A 26,972-nucleotide genomic window follows, 5' to 3' on the forward strand; every position below is an offset into this window, starting at 1 on the left:
AACTCATTTAATAATGACAGCGTTTCGGTTTATTTTCTTGTTACTTCTTCTACAATCTTTTCTAAAATTGTGGAATTTGATATAGATATTCAATTGTCAATGGACTATCTTGAATCTTACGATTCAATGGAGCCTAGCGGGATCGAACCGCTGACCTCCTGCGTGCAAAGCAGGCGCTCTCCCAGCTGAGCTAAGGCCCCACAAAGACCTCTCAAAACTAAATAAAGATCCCAAACGTGCTTCCATTTCCTTAGAAAGGAGGTGATCCAGCCGCACCTTCCGATACGGCTACCTTGTTACGACTTCACCCCAATCATCCATCCCACCTTAGGCGGCTGGCTCCTAATAGGTTACCTCACCGACTTCGGGTGTTACAAACTCTCGTGGTGTGACGGGCGGTGTGTACAAGGCCCGGGAACGTATTCACCGCGGCGTGCTGATCCGCGATTACTAGCGATTCCGACTTCATGTAGGCGAGTTGCAGCCTACAATCCGAACTGAGATCGGCTTTAAGAGATTAGCTGACTGTCACCAGTTCGCAACTCGTTGTACCGACCATTGTAGCACGTGTGTAGCCCAGGTCATAAGGGGCATGATGATTTGACGTCATCCCCACCTTCCTCCGGTTTATTACCGGCAGTCTCGCTAGAGTGCCCAACTTAATGATGGCAACTAACAATAGGGGTTGCGCTCGTTGCGGGACTTAACCCAACATCTCACGACACGAGCTGACGACAACCATGCACCACCTGTCTCCAGTGTTCCGAAGAAAAATCCTATCTCTAGGACGGTCACCGGGATGTCAAGACCTGGTAAGGTTCTTCGCGTTGCTTCGAATTAAACCACATGCTCCACCGCTTGTGCGGGCCCCCGTCAATTCCTTTGAGTTTCAACCTTGCGGTCGTACTCCCCAGGCGGAGTGCTTAATGCGTTAGCTGCGGCACTGAGTCCCGGAAAGGACCCAACACCTAGCACTCATCGTTTACGGCGTGGACTACCAGGGTATCTAATCCTGTTCGCTACCCACGCTTTCGAGCCTCAGTGTCAGTTACAGACCAGAGAGCCGCTTTCGCCACCGGTGTTCCTCCATATATCTACGCATTTCACCGCTACACATGGAATTCCACTCTCCCCTTCTGCACTCAAGTTTAACAGTTTCCAAAGCGTACAATGGTTGAGCCACTGCCTTTAACTTCAGACTTATTAAACCACCTGCGCTCGCTTTACGCCCAATAAATCCGGACAACGCTCGGGACCTACGTATTACCGCGGCTGCTGGCACGTAGTTAGCCGTCCCTTTCTGATAAGCTACCGTCACAGAGTAAACTTTCCACTCTTACTCCCGTTCTTCGCTTATAACAGAGCTTTACGATCCGAAAACCTTCTTCACTCACGCGGCGTTGCTCGGTCAGGGTTCCCCCCATTGCCGAAGATTCCCTACTGCTGCCTCCCGTAGGAGTCTGGGCCGTGTCTCAGTCCCAGTGTGGCCGATCACCCTCTCAGGTCGGCTATGTATCGAAGCCTTGGTAAGCCGTTACCTTACCAACTAGCTAATACAACGCAGGTCCATCTTTAAGTGGTGCACTTGCACCTTTTAAGTAGCTGACATGTGTCCGCCACTATTATGCGGTATTAGCTATCGTTTCCAATAGTTATCCCCCGCTTAAAGGTAGGTTACCTACGCGTTACTCACCCGTTCGCGACTCATTGATATCAAGTGTAGCAAGCTACGGTAGTTATCAATGCGTTCCACTTGCATGTATTAGGCACGCCGCCAGCGTTCGTCCTGAGCCAGGATCAAACTCTCATTAACTTGTTCGTTTGAACTGTACTCAGTCAGTTAACTTCTGACTTGTTCGTTTTTTATTGACAGGTTACTTACTGTAACCCGCACGTTTGGTTTCTTTATCCAGTTTTCAAAGGTCTTATCGTCTCCTAAGAGACAACTTCTTTATTCTAACAACTGTGTTTTCAAATGTCAACAAGTTTTTCTTATTTTTTTCAAAAACTTTTTCATCAGTTGGTTACTCAAACAGCAACTTTTATATCATACACTATCAGAATATATTCTGTCAACAACTTTTTTAAAAAACTTAATTGTCAAATTAGGCTTGGCTGATTTCTTCTACTCAGCAAAATGTGGTAAGAGGGTTGATAATAGCTTGATAGACAATTTCTTCGATGGCTCCACATAGGGTGTTATGACATTAAGATTTATAAGCTACTCGTGGTGCTAGTTACTTTCCAAATACACAAAAAAGCTCAAAAGGACTATACTGTAAGCGACTAAACATACAGGAGGTTAGTCCAAATGAGCCACTTACAGTATACCGCTAAATCTCATCACTTACAATGGAATATGAAACAATTATCAAAGATTTGTTCGAAGCTTTATCACGATTATTGCCCTCAATCCTTCAAACATCGTCGCAATGTCAACCTCTCTAAAGTTTCCGATGAATCCTTATTAGTTTTATTACTATTGCAAGCGGAATTAGGCATTAAATCGCAACGTCATTTCTACCGTATCTGCCACCTATTTCCTTGTGGTCGATTGCTGGAAAGAAGTCGCTTCAATCGGCGGTCACGGCAATTAATTTGGTTAGTCCAAGTCATCCGACAAGCATTGAACACTCAAATTTCTCCTGATACAATTGTCATCATAGATAACTTTCCGTTGCCCCTTTGCCAGCCTGTCCGTAACTACAGAACTCGTATTTTTAAAGGATTAGCAGACATTGGTTACAATGCCTCCAAGCATCTATGGTTTTACGGAATTAATACTCAACCAAAATCAAAAACTAACTTTCTGTAACCATTGTCTGTTGACGATATTTTTTAAAATTGGCCGTTCTAATCCTTGAATCACTTCTTGTAGCCTGTTCACCACGTCATCAAGTGTTTTAAATATTTTATTCTTAAAGCCTCTCTTGCGAATCTCAGCCCAGACTTGTTCAATTGGATTAATCTCAGGTGTATAAGGGGGAATGAACTCAAAGCTAATGTTGGCAGGTTTCTCTAACGTCCTTGATTTATGCCAAACGGCGTTATCCATGACGAGTAAAATATAATCATGGGGATAAGCTATCGATAATTGCTTGAGGAACTCGTTCATCCAGTTTGTGTTACAGCCTCCAGCAATGATGAAGAAAGAGTCTCCTGTATGGGCATCGACAGCACCATAACAATAGCGATATTCTCGAATATAGTGGCTGTGGACATGTGGGCGAGCCCCTTTCGGAGCCCATTCCTTCCCTATTTTACTGATACGCCCAAAACCGGCTTCATCTTGATACATTAGTCTTACTTTGTTGTAACGACGACTATCTTTAAAGCGCTTTCTCGCCTTCTTGAATGAATATTTTATTTTTAGACGCTAAAATGGTTTTAGCATCTGCTTTTTTAGGATGTTCTGGTCTTGGGGTTACTTTACGCCAACCATGGCGCTTCAATAATGCATAAAAACCCTCTCGTGTTGTCTGTTTCCCAACACGCTCTTGATAAGCTTGATAAAGAGAGTTGATTGTCACGAAGTCACCAGTTAATGACGCTGTTAGCTGCTCGTTTAAAAAAGCTTCCTCTTCCTCATGAGTCAGATACTGGTGATGTCGACCACCACGTGTTTCTTGAAGGAGAGCTGAAATGCCTTCTGCTTCGTATTTACGCGTTAAGCTCCAAATAGCATACTTTGAAAAGCCAATAAGAGTGGTGATTTCTTTATAAGTGAGACCTTCTGCCCTAAATAGCACCACTTGAAGTCGTCAATGAACTTTTGGAAAACTCTCAGCAGCCTTAGAACCTGTATTCACAATTGTGGTATACCAGAATTATGACACGAAAATCATATGATATCGATTTAACCGATCAAGAATAGGTTAATCTTGAACCTTATTCCTCCAACCACCACACTTATAAATGGTCTAAACGAGAACTTGTTAGTGCGACTTTGTACATCACCAAAACTGGTTGTCAATGGCGCATGCTCCCTCATAACTTTCCTCCGTATCCAACGGTATAGAGTTTCTTTCGTCGGGCCAAGGAAACTGGTCTGTGGGACGAGATTCTGACAGAGCTTGTTAAAAAAGCGAGTAAAAGCTGGTAGATCAGTCTTTCCAACCTATGCCATTATTGATTCTCAAAGCGTGAAAACAACAGATGCTGTAGAGGAACGTGGGATTGATGGTGAAAAAAGTCAAAGGGAGAAAACGCCCCATCGTAGTTGACACCATGGGGAATCTCCTTGATGTTGTGGTTCACACAGCTAATCTCCATAATACAAAACCAGGGATTTTAGTGGTTCGTCAAGTCATGGCGCAATTCCCAACAATCAAGACTTTTTCAGCTGATGCTGACTATCGCAAAAGTTTTGAAGAGATGATGGCACAAGAGTTTCGGTGGCCAGTAGATATTTCTGAAAAAATCAAAGGAAGCTGGCAAATCATTCCTAAGTGCTAGGTTGTCGAGCGGAGCTTCTCTTGGCTGAACCATTCCCGAAGATTAGCTAAGGATGTTGAAAAGCCAGTTTCATCAGAGGTTGCTTTTGTAAAACTATCACACATTAGTCGCATTTTAAAGAGATTATGATGTTGTGAATACAGGATCTAGGCTATTTAAATTATTAGTCACAACAATTGATGTCGCTATCTATGCTGTCAATAATCAATGTTTTCAAGAAAAGCACAACAGTCTCGCTCCTCTTAAAATGAGGAACGAGACCGCTTCTTAATCTTTTATTATTTCATTGTTCTCTTGACAGAGTATAATGCATTCTGTTCAACATATAACTATAACTGTTCGTTTTCTTTATAGTTTTATCTACTTAATAGATAGTGATGCTATCGAATCTCTAATATGAAAGTCTTTTTTGTCACAGACTCTACACCTATTACAGTTGAGAAATAATCGAAAATGCTCGATTATTTAGCTTCAATCAAACCAAATTCTCCATCTTCACGCTTGTATAAAACGTTGGTTTGACCATCCTCTGAATCTGTGAAGATGAAGAAGTCATGTCCTAGTAAATCCATTTGAAGAATCGCTTCTTCAATGTCCATTGGTTTTAAATCTACGTGTTTTGTTCTTACAACACGTGTTTCTGCACTTTCTTCACCAGCTTCTTTTTCAAACTCTGCTGTGAATACTTGTGCTGTAGGCACTTTTTCGCGATGTTTTTTCGCGATTTTTGTTTTATTTTTGCGAATTTGGCGTTCAATTTTATCAACCACTAAATCAATAGAGCCATACATGTCTTGTGAGACATCTTCTGCACGTAAAGTTACTGATCCAAGCGGAATTGTTACCTCAACTTTAGCTGTTTTTTCACGATAAACTTTTAGATTTACTCTTGCATCCAATTCTTGTTCTTCATTGAAATATTTTTCAATTTTTGCAACCTTTGATTCGACATAGTCACGGATTGCATCTGTTACTTCGATGTTTTCGCCACGGATACTATATTTAATCATAAGATACCTCTTTCTTGCGCTTAAAGCGCTTTCTATATTTATATTATATCGCTTTCATGAAAATTTGCAAGTTTTAAAATTCATCTCGCTAAACTAAAACTGACTATTTCTTTAACGCCAAAATCTTGCAAAATTTGCTTAGCTAAAAATATGGTGTGTCCGGTAGTATAAATATCATCCATAATAAGAACTTTCATCGGGATGTCTACTCCTTCCTTTAACTTGAAAACTTGCTCTGAACTCAGTCTCTCTTTTTTAGTTTTAGTTGTTTGTGAGACAGCATCTCTTTTTTCAAGTAAGTTTTTGTAGGGAATTTTTGCTGCTTCGAGAAGAGCTTCAACTTGATTGAATCTCCTTGTTTTCATTCTTTGATGACTTATGGGGATTGGAATAACAGTGTAATCCTTGTAATATTTTAACGACTTTCTAAGGTCCGCAGAGAATTGATTAGCTAGAAGGTAGTCTCCTTGAAATTTGAATAGAGAAAAATAGGTCTTCATCGCTTGATTGTATATGTAAATACTTTTATGATTCACCTTATTTCCTTTTCTTTCCCAATCCAAGCAATCTTGACATTGCTCTAATTCTGAGTTTTTAAAACAATTTGAACAGTGGTTTTTACCAATTGTTTCAAACAGATTTAAACAATCGTCACAAGTTTGAGAAGTCATTCTTTTAAGGACTAAAATTGACGTAAACTCTCTCTTTTCATCTATATCTTTTTGACACATCTGACACTTCATCGGAAACCTCCTAAGCAGTTCATCTTTCGTATTTCTTGCTTTGTTTTTTTGATCGCTCTTGTTAAGCCATCGTGGAAAAAGAACAAATCGCCAGTCGGTCTATCAAGTGAGCGCCCAACTCTTCCAGCTATTTGAATAAGACTGGAGCTATTAAATAATCGATGATGCGACAGTAAGACAAAAACATCAACTTTTGGAAAGGTTACCCCACGTTCTAAAATAGTCGTAGAGATTAGAATTCTTAAGTTTCCTTTTCTAAACCTTTCTACTTCTTCTAATCGATTTAAACTAACACTTGACACGAAACCTACGCTGTTTTCAGGATACATTTGGCGAAGGATTTCTGTTATCTTTTGACCAAACGAGATATCTGGGATGAATATCAAAAGGGGATACTCTGTCGACAATTGTCTATCAATATACTTCTTTAGCTTGGTAGGAATTTTCCCTGATTGCACTTTTTTCTCCAATTTTGTAAGCCAAATCGTTTGTGGCACAATCAATGGATTGCCATGAAACCTTCTTGATAAGGTTAATCTTCTTAACTGACCTTTTTTAACTTGTCTGTCTAGTGCTTCTGTTGACGTAGCTGTCATAAAGATGGTTAAGCCGTCCTCTTTTTTCGCGGTTTTAACAGCATAATAAAGTGTTTTATTATCAACATAAGGAAACGCATCGACTTCATCGACCAATATTAGGTCAAAACACCTATAAAACTTTAAGAGTTGATGAGTAGTAGCAACAACTAATGGCGCCCCACTGTAGGGTTCAGAATCCCCATGTAGTAAATCTATCTCACAAGAAAAGTCTTGACTTAAGCGTTTATATAATTCTATACAGACGTCAATTCGAGGACTGGCCAAGCAAACTTGACCTCCCTTATTAATCACTTGAGCCACCACTTCATAAATCATTTCCGTTTTTCCAGCTCCAGTTACAGCATGAATAAGGCTATCTCTTTTCTTATGAAGGGCTTCGATAAGACCATCTGAAACCTCTTTTTGATAATCAGTCAATTGGCCCTGCCATCTTAAACAATCTGTTTTAGGAAAAGGTTTTGGCGGAAAATAATAAAGATAATCATCTTCAGTTAGTCTACCTAACACAATACAAGAACGACAATAATGTGTCCCATCAGGTAGTCGCCAATCATTTGGAATCTTTTCTGCACATCTCAAACAAGTAAGACAGGCATTTTCTTTGGTCAAAGCAGGCATTCTGATAGCTATCTCTTTTTCTTCCAAAGTAAGATTTGAACTCGCAAACCAGCAGCCACTCTTTTCTTTTGTTATTTTCATCATCTATTTATTCGAAGTTCTATTAAGCTTATGGTAAAATTTTTTTATGAATTATAAAACAATCAAAACAAATCGTATTACCGAAGAAGATATCAAAAAATCACGTTTTATCTGCCATCTCAAGCGTGTAAATAGCGAGGAAGAGGCTCGTGAATATATTGCTGCTATCAAAAAGGAGCACTATAAAGCCAACCATTCTTGCTCTGCGATGATTATTGGAGAAAATAGCGAAATCAAGCGCTCTAGTGATGATGGTGAACCAAGCGGAACTGCCGGCATACCTATGTTGACAGTATTGGAGAAACAAGAACTCACTAATATTGTTGCTGTTGTCACACGTTACTTTGGCGGTATTAAGCTTGGAGCAGGAGGACTCATTCGTGCTTACGCTGGCAGCGTCGCCCATGCGATCAAAGAGACTGGACTGGTAGCTGTTAAAGAGCAGGTAGGACTACAGATCCATTTAACTTACCCTCAATACCAAACGTTTGCTAACTTTTTAGAGCAAGAAGGTTTAGAAGAGTTCAATACGCAATTTCTTGACCAGGTGACTAGCGATATTTATACTGACGAAGATAAGTTGTCTGATATCCAAGACGCTCTGACAGAATTTTATCAAGGTAAAATTTCATTCCAAAAAATTGATTCAAAGATTGTTGAAATACCACTTTCATAATAAGTTATAGTGATTGTTTATCGATCTGATAAGTAATTTGTATTTTACAAGCTTCTAGCTAGTCTTTATACTAGTATTTAAAAGAGTTTAGGAGCTAGAATCATGACAAAAATTTACCATCACATTACTGAACTTATTGGGCAAACACCTATTGTCAAACTGAATCGCATTGTCCCGGAGGATGCTGCAGATGTTTATGTCAAAATTGAAGCTTTCAATCCTGGTTCGTCTGTCAAAGACCGTATTGCTCTTCAAATGATTGAGGATGCTGAAAAAGCGGGTATCATTAAAGCTGGCGATACCATTATTGAACCAACTTCTGGTAATACCGGTATTGGCTTGTCTTGGGTTGGTGCTGCTAAAGGATACAAGGTTGTCATTGTTATGCCTGACACCATGAGTATTGAACGTCGTAAATTAATCCAAGCATATGGGGCTGAGCTAGTGTTGACACCAGGAAGCGAAGGAATGAAAGGCGCTATTGAAAAAGCTAAACAATTAGCGGATGAACGCCAGGGATGGGTCCCAATGCAGTTTGCTAATCCTTCAAACCCCAAAGTCCATGAGGAACAGACTGGTCAAGAAATCATCGATGCTTTCGGCGAAACAGGACTTGATGCTTTTGTGTCAGGTGTCGGAACAGGTGGAACTATTACTGGTGTTGCTAATGCTTTGAAAAAAGTTAATAGCGATATTGCTATCGTTGCGGTTGAAGCTGATGAATCTGCTGTTCTTTCGGGTGAAACTCCTGGACCACATAAAATCCAAGGAATTTCAGCTGGGTTTATTCCTGGTACCCTAGATACTAATGCTTACGATCAAATTATCCGAGTTAAATCTGACGATGCTTTAGAAACTGGACGTAAAGTTGGTGGGCAAGAAGGCTTCTTAGTGGGTATTTCTTCTGGTGCAGCTATTTTTGCTGCTATTGAAAAAGCTAAAGAATTAGGAAAAGGAAAGAACGTTTTAGCTATTCTTCCTGATAATGGTGAGCGCTACCTCTCAACAGCACTCTATGATTTTGACTAATAGGAACCACAAAAAAGACGCTACTGTGAATCCCTTACAGTAGCGTCTTTTTTAATCTTCTTTTTTTAAAAATTGTAAACTTTCTTCAATCCATGCTGACATCTTATTTTCCAAGGGTTTAAAACCTGTACGATGACGGTTGCTTGAGAACCGGTGACGATGTGGCATTTGATGACGATCTTCTTCTAAGGTCCTCATTGATAAACTTGCTTTTTGAGTGTACTCATCAACATCTAACACCTGAACAGTCACCTCTTGACCAATTGATAAATGATTATGAATATTATCGATAAAGCCAGGTTTTATTTCTGAAATATGAATCAAACCTGTTGTATCATTTTCTAATTGGACAAAAGCGCCATAAGGTTTAATACCTGTGATTGTCCCCTTAAGCTTATCCCCAATGTTCATTAATCCACAACCTCAATTGTTTCAATCACCACATCCTCAACCGGTTTATCTTGTACACCTGTTTCAACAGCAGCAATTTTATCTAGAACATCATAAGAAGCTTGGTTTACTAACTGACCAAAAACAGTGTGGCGACGATCCAAATGTGGGGTCCCGCCATGTTCAGCATAATACTCAGCGATAGCTTCTGGCCACCCACCACGAGATAATTCCTTAACACTATATGGGAAGTTTACATTTTGAACGATAAAGAACTGACTGCCATTTGTATTTGGTCCAGCATTTGCCATTGAAAGTGCTCCTCGAAGATTATAAAGTTCTTCTGAAAATTCGTCTTCAAAACTTTGACCATAGATAGATTCACCACCCATACCAGTTCCTGTTGGGTCGCCACCTTGGATCATAAAATCTTTAATAATACGGTGGAAAATAATACCATCATAATAGCCATCTTTGGCTAAACCAACAAAATTCGCTACTGTTTTAGGAGCTTGTTCTGGGAACAATTTCACCACTATATCACCCTGATTAGTTTTTATAGTCGCAACAGGTCCTTCGACATTGTCTAAATCCAACTGTGGAAAGTGCATTTCTTTTTCAACCAAACCTAATTCCTCCAAGGCATGTAAAATACCATCTTCTTCTACTTTACCCGTAACATAGTCGGCTTTTTCTTTTAATTCTGGAACAGCATTGCCCATAGCAACCTTAAGACCAACATGATCAAACATTTCCATATCATTTGGACCATCGCCAAAGAATAAAACATTCTCTGGTTTTAGGCCTTCTTTTTCTAGAACATGATCCAAACCAGAAGCTTTTGAAATCCCTAATTTGACAGTATCTGATGAGTGAACATGCCAAGGTACTAGCCGTACTTGCTCTGCTAAGTGTTCAGGCAAGACAAGTTCCGAGTTATTCTCTGCAAAAGTCCACATATGATAAACAGCGTTCGTTAAATGAAAATCGGGTTCCACATCTAAGTGTCCGTAAACAGGAACCAAAGCATCATCAATTAACGCTTTTCGCGCTGATACCACTGGCTTGTCTTTGCCGGCAAATCCATAATCAATACCAATTGCTTGACACCAAGCCACCAATTCCTTCAAAACTTCTTTATCTAACGGTAAATTAGCAACTTCATCACCTTTTCGATCAACCACGTAAGTCCCATTTATAGTGATAAAATAGTCAGGTTCAAGGTCACGAATCTCTGAAACCACGCCATAAATAGCACGACCACTAGCAATACCAGTTAAAATGCCTCTTTCTTTTAAAGATTTGAAAACTTTTGCAATCGATTGAGGCATGTATCCAGTATCTTTAATACGTAACGTATCATCAATATCAAAAAAAACAGCCTTAATCTTTTTAGCTTTGTATTTCGTTTTGACGTCCATTCTTTCCCCTTACTAAAAATAATATACTTAGTTATTGTATCATAATTTTTAATCTTCTTGGGGGACCAGATGATGTCTAAAAGCGTAGACCACTGCTTGTGTACGATCATCGACTTGAAGTTTGGCTAAAATATTTGAAACATGTGTTTTCACCGTTTTTAGTGAAATATATAATTCATCAGCGATGGTTTGATTGTCATAACCTTTAGCTAACAAATGCAAAATATCTTTTTCTCTAGCCGTTAAATCTTCATGAAGAGCAGGATTCTCATCATGATACTTCAACTTTTTCTCAACTTCAGTTTCAATGGCCAATTGACCTTCAACAACTTTTCGGATAGCATTGAGAATTTCTGGAGCATTAGATGTTTTCAGCATGTAACCCTTAGCTCCTGCCTGAATCACTGGATAGATTTTCTCATTGTCAAGATAAGACGTCAGAACCACTATCTTAGCTTCTGGCCACTCTTTTAGAATTTGCAAGGTAGCTTCTACCCCATCCATTTCGGGCATAACCAAATCCATGACAATAACATCCGGTCGCAACTCGAGAGCTTTCGCTATACCTTCTTGTCCGTTATCAGCTTCTCCAATAACTGAAATATCTTGTTGGAGATTCAGAAAGCTTTTTAAGCCCATCCTAACCATCTCATGATCATCAACTAATAATACCGTTAATTTATTCATTTACTTCTCCTACTAAAGGCAAGACTATCGTCATGGTGACACCTTGATTGGGTGCAGAGATCATCTGAAAAGTACCTGCCATATCTGAAACACGATCTTCCATATTTTTCAAACCATAGCTAATTTTCTTAGCCTCTTCAACATCAAAACCCACACCATTATCAATCATCTTCAACTGAACTGAACGCAATGTCTGATAAAGATAAATATCCAATTGATTCGCTTTTGAATGTTTTAAAGTATTACTGATAAATTCTTGGATAATTCGAAACAAATGGTCTTCAATCGGCTTGGGTAACCCTTGTAGATTTTCCTTGAATGAAACCCGAATTGGACTTTTATCTTTAATTTCCTGTAAAATCATTTCTAAACCTTGTTTGAGAGACTTGCCTTCTAGCTCAGTAGGACGTAAATGAAGAAGCATGACACGCAAATCATTTTGCGCATTTGTTAAAATATCTTCAGTATTTTTCAGCTGCTCTTGTAGCGCTTCTTGGCTCATATCAGAAAGGCTATAAGAAATTCCTGATAAAATCATGACCGCTGCAAACAACTCTTGACTAACCGTATCATGCAAATCCCTTGCGATACGCTTTCTTTCTTCCTGTATAATACTTTCTTTTTGAGAAAGATCAACGTTTTTCGTATTTTGTAGCTGCTGAGTCAAGGTCAGCGTTTTTTCAGATAGTTGATTAATGATTTGGCCCAGCTCATCATCCCCAGCTTGTACTGGTTGATTGTGGACAATTCTTCTTAAACTTTTAAAAATATGACGATGCGAGTTGTAATTGAGTAAGGTTGACACAAAAAGCAACATAATGGTTAAGGAGATAGTCAATAAGACGATTGAAAAAATAAACTGATTCAGTCGTTCAACATCCATCACAACATCTTTTAAAGAAACGGCAAAAGTATTTAGAATCAATGATACAATAGCGAAAATAATCACCAAGGCATAAAGAAACAGTAACATAACATGGGATTTTCTCATCGGCTCACCACCTCTGTATCCCCAGCAAAATTACTAATAACAATTTTAACGCTACGGTTACTATCTTCGTAATCATCACTTCTCAATTTAATGGTTTCGTTTCTCAAATCATAAGGCGTTTCATCAAAAAAGGCTACTGAACCATAAATGGAACTAACTGTTAAACTCACCGAAACATCAATAGGGACAAGGATTTTAGTTGGCCCATAAACTTTTCGGATAAGAATGACATTATCTTGATTTCTTAAAATAACTTTTGATAAATCAATCGTATCATTTCCAGTGATGCGAATCACATCGATATCATCAAAATAATAGCTATCTGACGTCAAATCTTCCTCTTGTCCAAACCATTGATTACGATACTTGGTTAAGGTTACTGGTCTTGTTTCAAAAGATAATTCCGCCAAGCGATTGCTCTTTCGAACTTGTGAAAAATGGTTGATCATGATGTAAATTAAGCCAACTATCATTGCTGAAATAATAAAAGGATTGAGCATGATAATTAAGAAAAATATCAGCAAAGAAGCCGTTAAAACAAAATTGATCTTATCTGTATTATTATAAAATTTAAGGGCTAACAGAGTTAAGATGAGAATGGCTATGAATCGCGGCACATCATCCGATAAAATAGTCATCATCGCTAGAAGCAAGAGAACAGCTTCGACGATTAAAAATAATTGAAATTTACGCATAAAACCTCACAGTTATCACTATGATTAAGTTTACCACAAGTTGCCAGGAAGAACATCAGCCTAAAGACTTACAAAAAAAGTATTTCCAGATTGAGCAAAACTACCAATCCGAAAAATACTTTTATTGTTATATTATTGTAGCCTCTAAAGCAGCTCCTTAATCAAGGAGAATCGCTAGACGACTCTGTTTGACTGTTACCCTCGGAAGTATCCGTCGAAGAATGACTGGAACTTGATGAACTGTTAGAACTACTTGACTCTGGTTGGCTTGTCATGCTAGTATCAGCACCGCTTGATGATGCGCTACTGCTGCTAGATGCTGATGAGTCCGGGTTGGTCAAATAGAGTGTCACACCTTCGCCAGTAGAAAGTTCAATTGAAGTACCCGCATATGGATATTGAGCATAAACAGTTGATGAAGAAGACGGTCGATCCGAATCAGTCTGAATCTGTGACGATTTAAAACCTAAATCTAACAGAGTATTTTTAGCATCTGCATAACTGTAACCAACCAAAGCTGGAACGGTTACAGTTGCTGAAGTTGCTACCTCAAAGGTGATTTTATCATTTCCAGAAGGATCAAAACTTTCGCCAGCTTCTGGCGTTTGGTTAATGATTTCGCCAGGTTTATGTTCGTCACTTGAGACTTCTTTTTTGATGATTTGCTTCTTCGAAAGTCCATAATTTTCCGTCAAATCTTTAACAGCATCTCTATAGGTCATTCTAGTATAATCAGTCATATCGAAACGCTTTGTCCCTTTTGACACTGTTAACTTAATTTCACTACCTTCTTTTTTAGTAGCTCCTGCTTTAGGACTGGTAGAAATAACTCGCCCTTCTTTGACTGTTTCACTTTCTTTACGCGCCACACTGCCAACTGTTAAACCAGCCTCTTCAAGAGTTGATTGCGCTTGTTTAATAGTTTGACCAGAGACATCTGGTACTACAACACTATCATTGCTACTTGACATAACAAAGTAAGCAAAGCCAGCCGCCAATATAACAACAATTAAAATAAAGAACCTGAATAAGCGTTGCCAAAGTGGTCTTTTGGACTTTTTATTTGTCGTATGGTTGGGTGCAGAGTTAACTGTTTTAGACGTTTCTTTGGTGGCCGCTCCCTTGACTGGCTCTGATGCTGCAACTGGTTTAGGAGTCTCTTTAACAGGAGCCGGTTCAATCTTAGGTAAGGTCTTAGTATCCGTCGAATCTTGGAAAACTAGCTTTCGTTCACGCGATCTACGAGGATCGAGAGCGGTCCCTAAGTCTTGATACATGTCTGTTGTGGAGACATAACGGTCTCCTAGTTTTTTAGCAGTCGCCTTAATCACAACGTTTTCCAAAGCTTGCGGAACGTTTCGATTTTCAAAAATAATCGAAGGCAGCGGTTTTTGGAAGTGCTGAAGAGCAATGGTTACAGCGCTATCGCCATCGAAAGGAATGTGGCAAGTAAGCATCTCAAACAGCATAATTCCCATGGCATAGATATCACTTTGAATCGTTGCCTTTGACCCACGAGCTTGTTCCGGTGATAGGTAGTGCACACTCCCCAACATAGAATTCGTTTGGGTCAGACTGGTTTCTGCAAAAGCAACCGCAATACCAAAGTCGGTAACCTTAGCCACACCATCTTTTGTTAACAGAACATTCTGTGGTTTCAAATCGCGGTGAACAATTCCTTTTTGATGGGCTAACTGCATGGCAGATAGAACCTCACTCATAATACGAACTGTTTCAGCATTGGATAGCGGAGCGTGATCTTGAATATATTTTTTTAAATCTGGACCGTTAACGTACTCCATTGCAAGAAATTGTTGACCATCTTCTTCGCCAATATCTCTGATTGCAACAATATTAGGATGACTCAATTCGGCCATCGCACGTGCTTCTCGCTGGAAACGAGCAACAGCAATCTGGTCTGTTTGATAATTGGTTCGAAGCACCTTAATGGCTACTTCTTCATTATCTAAAATCAGGTCATGTGCCAAATAGACATCAGCCATACCACCACGACCAATGGATTTAAGAATACGATAACGCCCAGCAAATAATTTGCCGATTTGGATCATTAAGCATCCTCCTCGTTATAGGCAATCAAGACAACCGTAATGTTGTCAAGTCCACCTGCTTGGTTTGCTGCATCAACAAGAGCTTCTACTTTTTCTTGTACTGTTTTTTCCGATAAAATAATCTCTAATTTCTGTTGACGACTAACCATGTTTGATAATCCATCGCTATTAACCAAAATAAAATCACCATTTTGAAGCGGTTGAATACCCAAGTCAATATCTAAAGGTGACGCTTGACCGATGGATTGTGTAATGACATTTTTTTGAGGGTGAACAGCAGCCTCTTCTTCAGTCAACTGTCCAGCTTTAACTAATTCATTAACCAAAGAATGATCGCTAGTTAACTGTTTATATTGTCCATCACGAATGAGAGAAATACGTGAATCACCAACATGGGCATATAAAACAACGTCTTTCACAAAGGCTAATACCTCAATGGTTGTCCCCATGCCGCTAAATTCTTCAGAAGTTCCTAAAGTGTGAATCTTTTGATTTTCAGCTTCAATTGTTACTAGCATCCAGTCACGGATTTGATTAACATCAGTGTAATCTGTTGCTGCCCATTGATTCCCTAAATCTGTAACAGCCATCTCACTAGCAATGTTTCCAGCGCGATGTCCACCCATGCCATCAGCTAAGATGACAAGGTTAACATCGCTCTGATTTTTGTATTGATTTACAAAATCTTGATTATTGGAACGTTTCTTTCCAATATCTGTTAAAAGTGAAATTTCCATAATCTGTATGTCTTTTCTGACGAATGCCAGCTTTCCTCCTATTAAGTCACTAGGCTTTCTTACGCAATTGCGCGATGAAAAAGCCATCTGTCTGATATTGTTCTGGCGTGATTAAAAGACAGCCATCTACTACAATATCTTTCTTGTCGTGATCTAAAGCCACTTGCTCAAAGTCAGGATGACTTGCCAAAAAAGTCCTGATAACATCTTGGTTTTCTTCCTTAAAAATAGTGCAAGTACTATAGGTTATTATACCACCTTTACGCAAGGTTTGACAAACGCTAGCCAGAATCTCTAATTGAATGGTTTGTAAGCTCGCAAAATCCTGAATATCTTTCTGGTATTTTATGTCTGGCTTACGGCGGATAAGACCAATCCCTGAACAAGGAGCATCAACCAATATTTTGTCAAAACTCTCTGGAGCAAAGACATTAGCCACTTCTCTAGCATCCAATTGTCTAGTCTCAATCCTATCAGTTAGTCCTAGCCTGTTAGCATTTTCTTGGATGAGCGCTAATTTATGGTCATATAAATCTAGCGCAGTAATTTTCCCAGATGTCAAGTAGGAAGCCATGTGCACCGTTTTACCTCCTGGGGCCGCACAGGCATCCAAAATATTGTCAGAACCTTGAATGTTAAGACTAGGGGCTACTAATTGGCTGGTCTCATCTTGAATGGTAATATCCCCATTTTTGAAAGCCACACTTGACGCAAAATGTCCCGACGACTTGGTCAAACCAACTGATGATAATGGGGAGTAATCGGCTTGAAAGCTAGCTTTAAATTCTTCTAAACGGTTAGCATTGGTAACACGAATGCTAGCTTTATTTCGTTCAAAAAGACTGTCAAACATCTTTTCTGCTCTTTCTTGCCCATATTGCTCGATCAGTTTTTTCACCAGCCAAACAGGTAATGAATATTTGATGGAATAACGCTTGTTGAGACGTTTAATAGCCTCAATATCTGGTAAATTCCCAGAAGCTAGTTTACGAAGAACAGCATTGACTAATTTCTCAGCTCCTTTTTTATTACCTCGGTTTTTAGCAATGGCAACTGCATCATTGACAATCGCATGAGCAGGTAGTTTATCCAGATAAATCAACTGATAAGCGCTAAGCATAAGCAAATCATAAACCCAAGGCTCCAACTTGTCCCTATCTTCAATGAATCGCGCCAAATACCATTCCAATGTTATCTTACGTGAAACCGTGCCATAGACAATCTCGGTAATTAAACTCTTGTCTCTGTCGTCATACTGACGATTGTTAAGCAAGCTGTTCAGAGCAATATTGGAATAAGCATTCTCATGAAAGACTTTTTCCAAAACAATTAGAGCACCTCCACGCGCCATTTTTTTCCAGTCATTAGCCAAATGTATCACCAACTTCTAAATCACGTCCAAGACCATTTAGAAAATCTGAAATGGCCATCTGCGGTTTTCCAAAAGCCTGAACTCGTTTCAATAAAAGAGCGCCATCGCCTGTCGCCACAACTAACGATTTCTTCGTTTTTTCAATAATCTGTCCCGGCTGTCCATGGCCTTCAACCAGTTCAACTTCATAAATCTTGAACCGCTTGTCATTCCATATGGTATGGGCAATGGGCCAAGGATTTAAACCACGGATAAGGTTGAAAACTTCACGATTGGATTTTGTCCAATCAATGCGTTCTTCTTCTGCTGAAATATTAGGAGAAAAAGTAGCTTGTGATTCATCTTGAGGTTCTGGCACAAGATTACCAGCTAGATAGTCCGGAAGGGTTTTTAAGAGTAAATCACGGCCAAGCACCGCTAATTTTTCAAACATGGTCCCTAAGTTATCATCATCTGTGATCGGTATAGAAGCCTTCGCAATCATATCACCCGCGTCCATTTGTCGAACCATCTCCATAATCGTGATGCCCGCTTCTTTTTCACCATTGATAATAGCGTATTGGATTGGTGCACCACCGCGGTATTTTGGCAAAAGAGACCCATGAACATTGACAGCAAAGTCAACTGAGTCCAATAGTTCTTCCGGTAAAAACTGCCCAAAAGCAGCGGTCACAATCCCGTCAGCACCAAGAGCCATCATATCCGACATTTCTTGACTGCCTGAGAGTTTTTCCGGTTGAAAAACTCGAAGATGATTTGCTAAGGCGACTTTCTTAACAGGAGTCATTTGGATTTCCTTTTTACGACCAACAGCACGGTCAGGCTGGGTCACAACGGCTAAAATATCATAAGAATCACTATCAATGATTCCCTGCAATACAGTTGCAGCCAAATCCGGCGTCCCCATAAAAATTAGTTTTGGTTTTGTCATTTCATCCTCCCTATATTAAGGTAATTACATCATATTTTGTGGTTCATTATCAATTGTAACACGAAGCTGCTTGTTTTCCGGTTTTTGGGTCCATTCTAACAGAGCATTTAGCGCTGTTTCCAGATGTTCCTCAAAGCGATATTTGATAATGATTTGATAGTGAAATTTATTATGCGTACGGGCGATAGGTTTTGGAGTTGGTCCTAAGAATCTGACGTGATCAGATAAGTGGCCTTTCAACCCCTTTAAAACATCATAAGCTTTACGAACCACCTCTTGTTCTTCCTGATGCGATAGCGTAATCCCTACCGTGTAATAATAAGGTGGATAACCCATTTTCTGGCGAATCTGCATCTCATACTCGTAAAAACCTTCAAAATCTTGTTTTTGAGCAAAACGAATCGCATAATGTTCAGGATTATAAGTCTGCACCAAGACCTCCCCCGCCTTATCAGCTCTGCCAGCCCTACCAGCTACTTGCGTTAGGAGTTGAAATGTTCGCTCACTAGCCCTAAAATCCGGTAAATTAAGTGAGGTATCTGCATTTAAAACACCGACAAGGGTCACATTGGGAAAATCCAGTCCTTTAGCAATCATCTGGGTTCCTAATAATATATCCGCCTCATGCTTACCAAAAGCCTTTAACAGACTCTCATGGGCGCCCTTACGGCGGGTAGTATCGACATCCATCCGTAATATTCGAGCTTCTGGTAAAAGCTCTTGCAATTCATCATAGGCTTTTTGCGTTCCCGTACCATAATAACGAATACTCTTGCTCTGACAGGACGGGCATTCTCGTGGGATGGCTTTTTGAAAATCACAATAGTGACAATTCATTGTCCGCGTGTCCATATGAAGTGTCAAGGAAATATCACAATTAGGACAATTATCCACATAACCACATTCACGACACATGACAAAACTTGAGTAACCGCGACGATTAAGCATGAGAACGACCTGTTCTTTTTTCGCTAATTTTTCTTGAATTTTTTCCAGCAATATAGGCGTAAAGTTACTGGTCTCTTGTTGGCCAATATAATCTCTAAAATCTACAATGTCTACGTCAGGAACAGTAGCTTTAGAATTGGCCCGTTCTGTGAGCTGCAAAAAATGATAAACGCCTTTACTTGCTCGTGCGCGTGTTTCAATAGAAGGCGTTGCTGAACCAAGTACCACGGCGGCTCTGTGAGTTTTGGCCCTAAGCAGCGCCACATCTCTAGCGTGATAGCGAGGATTAGACTCTTGCTTATAGGTAGCTTCATGTTCCTCATCAATAATGATGGCACCAATCTGTTCAAGCGGAACAAAAATAGCTGACCTTGCCCCAACAACAACCTTAGCTTGACCCGACTTGATTTTTCGCCATTCATCAAATTTTTCTCCGTCAGAAAGTCCTGAGTGCATAATAGCTACTTGCTTCCCAAACCGAGAAATAAAACGATTAGTCATCTGAGGAGTCAAGGAAATCTCTGGGACAAGAACGATAGCTGTCTTTTCAGACTTGAGAACTCGGTCAATAACATGCAAGTAAACTTCCGTTTTTCCAGAACCAGTAATCCCTTCTAGGAGAAATGGTTTGGCATCTTTTTGTCCAACAGCTTTCGAAATGGCTTCAACAGCGCTAGCTTGTTCCGCATTTAAAGAGAGAAAATCACTACTTTCCACGGATTCAAAATAAGCAGCTGAGCGTTCTACTTCTTCTTGACGCTCGATAAGAGCACCTGCTTGGATGAAAAAGCGCACAACCTCTCTGGAGTACTCTTTATTAAGTTCGCTGGCTTTTATAGAAAATGGAACCTTTTGCGATAACAACCACTCCTTAACTTCCTGACGCTTTTTAGCACGATTGGATATTTCCAAGCCAGACAAAACTGACTGATCCAAATCTAAATACTTCTCAGTTTTGATGTTTTTCTTATCATTAGCCACATAATCAACCAAAATGTGTTTATTGACAATGAGCCGATTAACGGCTTTTCGTTTGTCCAATGGTATATCCGAATAAGACAGGCTAGAAGAATCCCCAAAAATCTCATTTCGGTCATCTGCTAACAAGTCTTCACCAGGTTTTAAGCGTTTATCATATTGCGAATTAAGCAGACTAGGTATCATGCTTTTCAGCAAGGTAATCTTGTAAGAAAAGACAGTCTTTCTCAGATGATCAGCTAGCTGAAGCTGTTCCTTATTTAAAACGGGTTCTAAATCAAGCAAATCCGCAATAGGTTTTAATTCTTGATTTTCCGTATTTTCTTCGATGGAAACAACAAAACCTTGCAACAGTCGATTGCCCTTTCCAAAGGGCACGTGAACTCTTGAACCAACGCTTATCAAATCTTCAAAAGTTTGAGGTATGGAGTAGGTAAAAGGTTTGTCGGTTTGCATCAAGGGCACATCAACAATAATTTGAGCTTGCATATGTCTCCTTCTGAGCTAATCACTGCGAACAGTCACAACTTTCCGTATGACTCTAAAAATTGAAAAAAGCTAAGATTGCCAGCAACCTTAGACTTTTTGTCCTTCTTCTTGTTCTTCTTTTGCGATTTGTTCTTTAATTTTACGTTCTTCTTCCTCTTTTGCAAGACGTTCCATTTCCGCTTTACGGCGAACAGATTCACGCTTTGCAACTGGATCTGGATGAATGGTTACATATCCTGCTTCAATCTCTTCCAAGGCACGAAGAGTCGATTTTTCAGATTTAAATTCTTTAGTGGCTTTGGCACCAGCTTCTAATTCATGGGCACGTTTAGCTTGTAGAATAACCAATGAATATTTCGAAGGCACTTTATCCAATAATTTATCAATAGAAGGTTTTAACATCATAAGCGTTTTATCTCTTTTCTAAATCCTATTTACTAGCGCTTGTCTTTGCAATCATTTTATCGTAACGACCGATAACACGTTCGACACGGAAATGCTCCGCTTCAATAATACGTTTAACACGTTCCGCAGCGAGTGGTACTTCGTCGTTAACAACAGCATAATCGTATTCACGCATAAGGGCTATCTCTTCACGTGCGCGTTCGATACGACGCGCAATAACTTCTTGGCTATCCGTTCCGCGACCAACTAGACGGTCTTCTAATTCTTCCAAATCTGGAGGTGTTAGAAAAACAAAGACACCATCAGGCACTTTCTTCTTGACTTGGATAGCTCCTTGCACTTCAATCTCAAGAAAAACATCAATTCCTTTGTCTAGTGTTTCGTTAACATAGGTGAGTGGCGTTCCGTAGTAATTACCAACGTACTCTGCATATTCTAACATTTGCCCTTGACGAATCAGTTCCTCAAACTCTTCGCGGGTTCTAAAGAAATAATCAACACCATCAACTTCACCAGGTCTTTGAGGACGTGTCGTCATAGACACTGAATACTCAAACTTATGATCTGGCGTCGAAAAAATTTCTTGTCTAACTGTTCCTTTTCCAACACCCGATGGTCCAGAAAAAACAATTAACAAACCACGTTCAGACATGATGTTCTCCTTAAAAGTATTTTCTATCTATTATACCAAATAGGTGAGATATTTCAAGCTGATTGAGTCTCTTTACCCAACTTATATAATATTCGAAAATACTAACTTTTTAATTAAGTCGAGGATAAAAAAATCCTATTTACAGCACCAGTGGAGTAACGAGGTTTCAACTTAATAGATCTGAATTGAAAAATGTCACATCATTTTAGTAAAAAAAGCAAGATGATCTATCTTTGACGAAGTTTCTAAGCCTACTCAGAGAAAACTTCTAGTCGCTCGAGTCCCTGACAATGCATCCTATTAGATCTAAAAATAAGCATTAGTTTTTTAGAGATAATCCTTTGTGATTAACGATTTGCTAGCCACCAGTTAATCTATTCACGTCTCAGTTCTGAAAGGTCTCAAACGTTCTAACATAAAGACAATTCATGTAAAATCATATATTCCACTATATCAAAAAGACCAATGTATTCATTATCGTTCTATTAGAAGTCATTTGAACCATCATAAAACAAAGCGCTTTTCTCCAAAATAGTGATGCCGGCATCTTTTTTCAACGTCCAAAACCATCAAAAAACAACGACCTTTCCCTTATGGATATAAGGAACAAGGCCGCTGCCTAATTTTTCATAATATTGTCCACTTGACAGTGAGCCACTTAGATTGCATTCCTCTTCTATGAGATACTACAAGTGACAAGGAGAGCTTTATTTGAGAAATAGACTTTACAGAGACATTGACTCATTTTCATTTACTACTTTTTTAGCGAAAGATGGTGACTCATTTTTCTTTCTTTAACTTCCTCAAACCCCAGATACTTCCTAAGAGAAGTACTAGAGCCACACTGCAATAATGAACAGCATCTTGCAAATGGGAATCTTCCACATTTTTTCGATTTTTTTTCACAACAAGCCTACCTGATTGGTGCTGCGTTTGATTCTTGTCTGCTGCTTTATTATTGGTTAACTCATAATTTGTCTCAGATGCATTTTTCGCACCAACGCGTTCTTCTTTTCTAGAAGAAACCACTCGTGCTTCAGAAGCATCATCACCTGTTGGTGACACAGAGTTCAACTCTGTCTTTGGTCCAACTTGTGTCGAAGTGGAGCGAGGTGTCTCTAGAATCCGTGGACTAGCAGTGTCAGATACTGACTTATGATTCTTGTCTGGATTCTTCAACTCAGATTTTTGACCGATCTCAGGCGAGAAAGGAGTCTCTGGGATAACACTTGAACTAATTTCGCTCTTTGTGCCTATTGCTAAATCAGAACCAGTATTATCTGTCACTGGTGAATCAGGAGTCAATACAGACTGAGTATTGATTTCTGTCCTTGATTGATCTGGAGTATCCATAGGAACTTGTGGAACAATCTCGCTTTTGGCATCAATCGTTACTTCCGAATCTGCTTGTGGTACAACGCGGGTTGTTGATGAAGCTTCAGCGTTATCTGAACGGCCTTTCAATTCAGGTTTTTGACCGATCTCAGGCGAGAAAGGAGTCTCTGGGGTAACACTTGAACTAATTTCGCTCTTTGTACTTATCGCCAGATCTGAATCGATTGATGGTACAACGCGAGCTGTTGATGTGTCTTTGGTGTTGCCGGTAGAGACCTTCAACTTGGTTTTAGAAGCGATTTCAGTATCCGTTAAACGAGAGGTTTTTGGAACTTCTGGAGCTGAAACAGATGGGTTCAGACTTTTTAATACTGTTTTGGGACCTACTTGGGTAGCCGTGGAGCGTGGAATCTCTGGGATTCGCGGAATTTCCATGTCAGTTTCTGAATCATTAGTCTTGATCGGAATCTTAGACTCAGGCTTCGTACCAATTTCTGTCTTGGATTGGTCTGGAGCGTCAGTAGGGACTTGTGAAACAAGCACTGTCTTAGAACCAATCGCTACATTAGAATCAGTTGATGGAACCACGCGGGCTGTTGATGTATCTTCGGTGTTACCGGCAGAAACTTTCAACTCAGTTTTAGGGCCTATCTGCGTATCAGTCGAACGGGGAACCTCTGGAATCTTCAACTCAGGCTTCGTACCAATGTCGGTCTTAGATTGGTCTGGAGTGTCAGTTGGAACTGATGCAACAAGCACAGTTTTAGAACCAATCGCTACATTAGAATCAGTTGATGGAACCATGCGAGCTGTTGACGAATCATTGGTATCACTTGTAGAAACTTTCAACTTCGTTTTAGGACCTATATGAGTATCAGTCGAACGGGGCGTCTCCGAAACACTTGGAAATTCTGGAGTTGAAGCAGATGGGGCCATACTCTTCAATTCTGTTTTAGGACCTACTTGTGTATCAGTCGAACGAGGTGTCTCCTGAATACTTGGAACTTCTGGAGTTGAAGCAGATGGGGCCATACTCTTCAATTCTGTTTTAGGACCTACTTCAGTATCAGTTGAGCGAGGCGTCTCTGGAATCTTCAACTCAGACTTCGTACCAATTTCTGTATTGGATTGATCTGGAGTAACATTAGGAACTTGTGATACAAGCACAGTTTTAGAACCAATCGCTACATTAGGATCAGTTGATGGAACCACGCGAGCTGTTGAGGTATCTTCGGTGTTACCTGCAGAAACTTTCAACTTCGTTTTAGGGCCTATCTGCGTATCAGTCGAACGGGGAACCTCTGGAATCTTCAACTCAGGCTTCGTACCAATGTCTGTCTTAGATTGATCTGGAGTGTCAATTGGAACTGATGAAACAAGCACCGTTTTAGAACCAATTGCTACATTAGAATCAGTTGGCGGAACCACGTGGGCTGTTGAGGTATCTTCGGTGTTACCTGCAGAAACTTTCAACTTCGTTTTAGGGCCTATCTGCGTATCAGTCGAACGAGGTGTCTCCTGAATACTTGGAAATTCTGGAGTTGAAGCAGATGGGGCCATACTCTCCAATTCTGTTTTAGGACCTACTTCAGTATCAGTCGAACGTGAGGTATCTGGAATCTTCAACTCAGGCTTCGTACCAATTTCTGTCTTGGATTGGTCTGGAGCGTCAGTAGGGACTTGTGAAACAAGTACTGTCTTAGAACCAATTGCTACATCGGAATTAGTTGACGGAACAACACGGGCTGTTGAGGTATCTTCGGTGTTTCCTGTAGAAACTTTCAACTCGGTTTTAGGACCTATATGAGTATCTGTTGAACGAGGTATCTCCGAAATACTTGGAAATTCTGGAGTAGATGCAGCTGGACTCAGACTTCTCAATTCTGTTTTGGGTCCTATTTGAGTAGCCGTAGAGCGTGGAATCTCTGGGATTCGTGGGATTTCCATGTCAGTTTCTGAATCATTAGTCTTGATCGGAATCTTTAGCTCCGGCTTCGTACCAATGTCTGTCTTGGATTGGTCTGGAGTATCAGTTGGAACTGGTGAAACGAGAACTGTCTTAGAGCCAATTGCTACATTAGAATCAGTTGATGGTACAACGCGAGCTGTTGAGGTATCTTCAGCGTTACCTCTAGAGACTTTCAACTCTGTTTTAGGACCTATATGAGTATCTGTTGAACGAGGTGTTTCTGGAATACTTGGAGCGACTGGGGTTGAAACAGCCTTGTCGCTCTCTTCTTTGCTTTTTGCAAAATAATCCTTCCACTGCTGCTCACCTAAATCTAAGGTGTATAGGTTTCTAATAGCAACACCTTTACTACCGTCATAATTATTAGTAATATAGGCTTTTCCGTCTCTATCAACAACTGTGTAACGTTTTAAGCTTTGTAAAGGTTTGCCATCTTTAGCATCAATCACAGCCGTATGATCATCTGTGTCCGTTACATAGAGTGCCGTTAGTTTGCCACTGTTATCAAACTCAGCTCCCCAAACGTTAACAATGTGTCCTCTGTACTTATTGAACAGATAATCCACCGCCAAAGCTTTTTTTACCCTCAAAGCCTGTTTAATCTTGCTACCAAGAGATACAAGGTCGCTCACTTCTTCTCGGCTAGTGAGTAGCTTCTGTCCAAAAACATCTTTGAAGAAACCACCACGTTGGTCCAACGTCCCTTTTGTTTCTCTTTCTCGATAATTAGCTTCATTATTCACTTCATATTTACGGGCATCTGGATAGCCACTAAAAAATAGATCTAGTACTCTATGAGTATAAACAGATTTTGAAAAATAAGTCTTAAACAAGTCAAATAGTTGACTTTTATGTCCTCCCTCATAGTTCCGATGCTCTCGCAAATCAATTGGTTTATAATTATCTGGTGTTACAACCCCATTTGTAGCAGATTCTTCTAGATATTTGTCCACATACTCTTTATTATTAGCTAGCCACCAATGAAGCATATTAGCTGCTACACCTGCTGAACAAAGTCCAAAGTCACCACTATTTGCAGTATAATCTTTATTGGCATCAAAAAGTTGACTGCCGTCTTTATAAGGCGCTGTGTAGTAACCTTGATAATATTCTTTCTGCCATGTCAATTCATCCTTATTCGGCCTCGACACTCCATGAGTCCATTCTTGACTCTCTGATATTATTGGAGGTGTATAACTATCTTTAACTGATTTCAAAGGCTCTGGTTTCGATACAACTTCTTCAACAGTCGTTGTGGTAGCAGAGGAAGCATCCGCAAGAGGTTCTTGAGTTGCAACCGACGAGCTATTATCCATTTCTTGTGCTGAGTCAGGGGAAACCTCTCTTGCTTCACTGCTTGTCTCAGAATTTAACTGCTCTAATTCTGGTGTAACTTCTGATTCTGACGTAACTTCTGGTTCTGGTGAAACTTCTGGAACAAGATTTTCTTGTTCTTGAACCAAGGTAGCCTGCCCTACATTATTTCCGCTAGCCAAAAGATTTCCGGTTGCTTCCGTTTCGTTTGCTAATGCAGGGGTAGCGCTTCCAACTGCAAGTATAGCTAAAACACTTGCTCCAAATAGCCACTGTTTACCTGATTTCCACATTCTAAAGTGTCCAATTTTATGTTTAACTAATTTATTATACATAACACATATTCCTCCAATTTTAGACATTTTCCATCATTTAGAA

20 protein-coding genes, 1 tRNA gene, 1 rRNA gene and 2 pseudogenes are annotated in these 26,972 nt (G+C 39.9%); 5 read left to right on the forward strand and 19 right to left on the reverse strand.

The window, feature by feature from the left end:
* Positions 1-127: 127 nt before the first annotated feature.
* Both A2G56_RS04895 and A2G56_RS04900 read right to left on the reverse strand, forming a co-directional pair.
* Positions 128-200, reverse strand: a tRNA-Ala gene (locus tag A2G56_RS04895).
* 54 nt (positions 201-254) lie between these two features.
* Positions 255-1,813, reverse strand: a 16S ribosomal RNA gene (locus A2G56_RS04900).
* A 498-nt stretch (positions 1,814-2,311) separates the two neighbouring features.
* On the opposite strand from A2G56_RS04900, the pseudogene A2G56_RS10200 reads away from it, so the two are divergent.
* Positions 2,312-2,776, forward strand: a pseudogene (locus tag A2G56_RS10200) (transposase family protein); the annotation flags it as partial.
* An 18-nt stretch (positions 2,777-2,794) separates the two neighbouring features.
* On the opposite strand, the pseudogene A2G56_RS10940 reads toward A2G56_RS10200, so the two are convergent.
* Positions 2,795-3,647, reverse strand: a pseudogene (locus A2G56_RS10940) (IS630 family transposase); the annotation flags it as partial.
* A 299-nt stretch (positions 3,648-3,946) separates the two neighbouring features.
* On the opposite strand from A2G56_RS10940, the gene A2G56_RS10455 reads away from it, so the two are divergent.
* Together A2G56_RS10455 and A2G56_RS10460 are read left to right on the forward strand one after the other, a co-directional pair.
* Entirely contained in the window at positions 3,947-4,018 is a 72-nt protein-coding gene (locus A2G56_RS10455; RefSeq protein WP_418080411.1) for a transposase, read from the forward strand.
* A gap of 161 nt (positions 4,019-4,179) precedes the next feature.
* Positions 4,180-4,455: a transposase gene (locus A2G56_RS10460; RefSeq protein ID WP_237334389.1), complete on the forward strand. Its 276-nt coding sequence runs from the start codon at positions 4,180-4,182 to the stop codon at positions 4,453-4,455.
* A 461-nt stretch (positions 4,456-4,916) separates the two neighbouring features.
* On the opposite strand, the gene hpf is transcribed toward A2G56_RS10460, so the two are convergent.
* The 3 genes from hpf to A2G56_RS04930 all read right to left on the reverse strand — a co-directional run bounded on the left by hpf (position 4,917) and on the right by A2G56_RS04930 (position 7,506).
* Positions 4,917-5,465, reverse strand: coding sequence for a ribosome hibernation-promoting factor, HPF/YfiA family (gene hpf / locus A2G56_RS04920; protein ID WP_062709855.1), 549 nt, complete (start codon positions 5,463-5,465; stop codon positions 4,917-4,919).
* An 80-nt stretch (positions 5,466-5,545) separates the two neighbouring features.
* Positions 5,546-6,196, reverse strand: a complete 651-nt coding sequence (locus tag A2G56_RS04925; RefSeq protein ID WP_237334390.1) for a ComF family protein — start codon at positions 6,194-6,196, stop codon at positions 5,546-5,548.
* 8 nt (positions 6,197-6,204) lie between these two features.
* Complete coding sequence (locus A2G56_RS04930; protein ID WP_062712455.1) at positions 6,205-7,506, reverse strand: ATP-dependent helicase ComFA; 1,302 nt, start codon at positions 7,504-7,506, stop codon at positions 6,205-6,207.
* 46 nt (positions 7,507-7,552) lie between these two features.
* Between A2G56_RS04930 and A2G56_RS04935 the strand changes: the two genes are divergently transcribed.
* Positions 7,553-8,182 carry a YigZ family protein gene (locus tag A2G56_RS04935; protein ID WP_062709860.1) on the forward strand — a complete coding sequence of 210 codons (630 nt, stop codon included), beginning with the start codon at positions 7,553-7,555 and terminating at the stop codon, positions 8,180-8,182.
* Between the two features lie 102 nt (positions 8,183-8,284).
* Positions 8,285-9,211, forward strand: a complete 927-nt coding sequence (cysK, locus tag A2G56_RS04940; RefSeq protein ID WP_062709863.1) for a cysteine synthase A — start codon at positions 8,285-8,287, stop codon at positions 9,209-9,211.
* Positions 9,212-9,262: 51 nt separating this feature from the next.
* Here cysK and A2G56_RS04945 read toward each other — a convergent pair whose 3' ends face one another.
* The 13 genes from A2G56_RS04945 to A2G56_RS05005 all read right to left on the reverse strand — a co-directional run bounded on the left by A2G56_RS04945 (position 9,263) and on the right by A2G56_RS05005 (position 26,929).
* Positions 9,263-9,622, reverse strand: a complete 360-nt coding sequence (locus A2G56_RS04945) for a S1 RNA-binding domain-containing protein (RefSeq protein WP_062709865.1) — start codon at positions 9,620-9,622, stop codon at positions 9,263-9,265.
* On the reverse strand, positions 9,622-11,022 hold the full coding sequence (locus A2G56_RS04950; RefSeq protein ID WP_062709867.1) for a Cof-type HAD-IIB family hydrolase: 1,401 nt from the start codon (positions 11,020-11,022) through the stop codon (positions 9,622-9,624). Before A2G56_RS04950 ends, A2G56_RS04945 begins: the two co-directional genes overlap by 1 nt.
* Before the next feature lie 48 nt (positions 11,023-11,070).
* The gene (locus A2G56_RS04955; RefSeq protein WP_062709869.1) at positions 11,071-11,709 is read right to left on the reverse strand and encodes a response regulator transcription factor; all 639 of its coding nucleotides are present in this window, start codon (positions 11,707-11,709) and stop codon (positions 11,071-11,073) included.
* On the reverse strand, positions 11,702-12,700 hold the full coding sequence (locus tag A2G56_RS04960; RefSeq protein ID WP_062709871.1) for an envelope stress sensor histidine kinase LiaS: 999 nt from the start codon (positions 12,698-12,700) through the stop codon (positions 11,702-11,704). The genes A2G56_RS04955 and A2G56_RS04960 overlap by 8 nt, the downstream gene beginning before the upstream one ends.
* Positions 12,697-13,395, reverse strand: a complete 699-nt coding sequence (liaF, locus tag A2G56_RS04965; RefSeq protein WP_062709874.1) for a cell wall-active antibiotics response protein LiaF — start codon at positions 13,393-13,395, stop codon at positions 12,697-12,699. Before liaF ends, A2G56_RS04960 begins: the two co-directional genes overlap by 4 nt.
* Before the next feature lie 161 nt (positions 13,396-13,556).
* Positions 13,557-15,464, reverse strand: coding sequence for a Stk1 family PASTA domain-containing Ser/Thr kinase (pknB, locus tag A2G56_RS04970; protein ID WP_062709877.1), 1,908 nt, complete (start codon positions 15,462-15,464; stop codon positions 13,557-13,559).
* On the reverse strand, positions 15,464-16,201 hold the full coding sequence (locus tag A2G56_RS04975) for a Stp1/IreP family PP2C-type Ser/Thr phosphatase (RefSeq protein ID WP_062709880.1): 738 nt from the start codon (positions 16,199-16,201) through the stop codon (positions 15,464-15,466). The genes pknB and A2G56_RS04975 overlap by 1 nt, the downstream gene beginning before the upstream one ends.
* A gap of 49 nt (positions 16,202-16,250) precedes the next feature.
* Positions 16,251-17,573, reverse strand: coding sequence for a 16S rRNA (cytosine(967)-C(5))-methyltransferase RsmB (rsmB, locus tag A2G56_RS04980; protein ID WP_062709884.1), 1,323 nt, complete (start codon positions 17,571-17,573; stop codon positions 16,251-16,253).
* Entirely contained in the window at positions 17,566-18,504 is a 939-nt protein-coding gene (gene fmt, locus A2G56_RS04985) for a methionyl-tRNA formyltransferase (RefSeq protein WP_062709887.1), read from the reverse strand. The genes rsmB and fmt overlap by 8 nt, the downstream gene beginning before the upstream one ends.
* Before the next feature lie 24 nt (positions 18,505-18,528).
* Entirely contained in the window at positions 18,529-20,919 is a 2,391-nt protein-coding gene (locus A2G56_RS04990; protein ID WP_062709890.1) for a primosomal protein N', read from the reverse strand.
* An 87-nt stretch (positions 20,920-21,006) separates the two neighbouring features.
* On the reverse strand, positions 21,007-21,324 hold the full coding sequence (gene rpoZ, locus A2G56_RS04995; RefSeq protein WP_062709893.1) for a DNA-directed RNA polymerase subunit omega: 318 nt from the start codon (positions 21,322-21,324) through the stop codon (positions 21,007-21,009).
* Positions 21,325-21,349: 25 nt separating this feature from the next.
* Positions 21,350-21,976, reverse strand: a complete 627-nt coding sequence (gene gmk / locus A2G56_RS05000) for a guanylate kinase (RefSeq protein ID WP_062709896.1) — start codon at positions 21,974-21,976, stop codon at positions 21,350-21,352.
* Between the two features lie 780 nt (positions 21,977-22,756).
* Positions 22,757-26,929, reverse strand: a complete 4,173-nt coding sequence (locus A2G56_RS05005) for an IdeS/Mac family cysteine endopeptidase (protein WP_062709899.1) — start codon at positions 26,927-26,929, stop codon at positions 22,757-22,759.
* Between the last annotated feature and the right edge of the window lie 43 nt (positions 26,930-26,972).

The sequence above is a fragment of the Streptococcus halotolerans genome (assembly GCF_001598035.1).
Classification (GTDB): domain Bacteria; phylum Bacillota; class Bacilli; order Lactobacillales; family Streptococcaceae; genus Streptococcus; species Streptococcus halotolerans.

Bases quoted from the DNA above. Each gene is read 5' to 3' on its own strand.
- rpoZ (WP_062709893.1), bottom strand. From the start codon at position 21,324: ATGATGTTAAAACCTTCTATTGATAAATTATTGGATAAAGTGCCTTCG.
- A2G56_RS04975 (WP_062709880.1), bottom strand. From the start codon at position 16,201: ATGGAAATTTCACTTTTAACAGATATTGGAAAGAAACGTTCCAATAAT.
- liaF (WP_062709874.1), bottom strand. From the start codon at position 13,395: ATGCGTAAATTTCAATTATTTTTAATCGTCGAAGCTGTTCTCTTGCTT.
- A2G56_RS10460 (WP_237334389.1), top strand. From the start codon at position 4,180: ATGGTGAAAAAAGTCAAAGGGAGAAAACGCCCCATCGTAGTTGACACC.
- A2G56_RS05005 (WP_062709899.1), bottom strand. From the start codon at position 26,929: ATGTATAATAAATTAGTTAAACATAAAATTGGACACTTTAGAATGTGG.
- A2G56_RS04945 (WP_062709865.1), bottom strand. From the start codon at position 9,622: ATGAACATTGGGGATAAGCTTAAGGGGACAATCACAGGTATTAAACCT.
- gmk (WP_062709896.1), bottom strand. From the start codon at position 21,976: ATGTCTGAACGTGGTTTGTTAATTGTTTTTTCTGGACCATCGGGTGTT.
- A2G56_RS04930 (WP_062712455.1), bottom strand. From the start codon at position 7,506: ATGAAAATAACAAAAGAAAAGAGTGGCTGCTGGTTTGCGAGTTCAAAT.
- cysK (WP_062709863.1), top strand. From the start codon at position 8,285: ATGACAAAAATTTACCATCACATTACTGAACTTATTGGGCAAACACCT.
- hpf (WP_062709855.1), bottom strand. From the start codon at position 5,465: ATGATTAAATATAGTATCCGTGGCGAAAACATCGAAGTAACAGATGCA.
- A2G56_RS04925 (WP_237334390.1), bottom strand. From the start codon at position 6,196: ATGTGTCAAAAAGATATAGATGAAAAGAGAGAGTTTACGTCAATTTTA.
- A2G56_RS04960 (WP_062709871.1), bottom strand. From the start codon at position 12,700: ATGAGAAAATCCCATGTTATGTTACTGTTTCTTTATGCCTTGGTGATT.
- A2G56_RS04935 (WP_062709860.1), top strand. From the start codon at position 7,553: ATGAATTATAAAACAATCAAAACAAATCGTATTACCGAAGAAGATATC.
- fmt (WP_062709887.1), bottom strand. From the start codon at position 18,504: ATGACAAAACCAAAACTAATTTTTATGGGGACGCCGGATTTGGCTGCA.
- A2G56_RS04950 (WP_062709867.1), bottom strand. From the start codon at position 11,022: ATGGACGTCAAAACGAAATACAAAGCTAAAAAGATTAAGGCTGTTTTT.
- A2G56_RS04955 (WP_062709869.1), bottom strand. From the start codon at position 11,709: ATGAATAAATTAACGGTATTATTAGTTGATGATCATGAGATGGTTAGG.
- pknB (WP_062709877.1), bottom strand. From the start codon at position 15,464: ATGATCCAAATCGGCAAATTATTTGCTGGGCGTTATCGTATTCTTAAA.
- A2G56_RS04990 (WP_062709890.1), bottom strand. From the start codon at position 20,919: ATGCAAGCTCAAATTATTGTTGATGTGCCCTTGATGCAAACCGACAAA.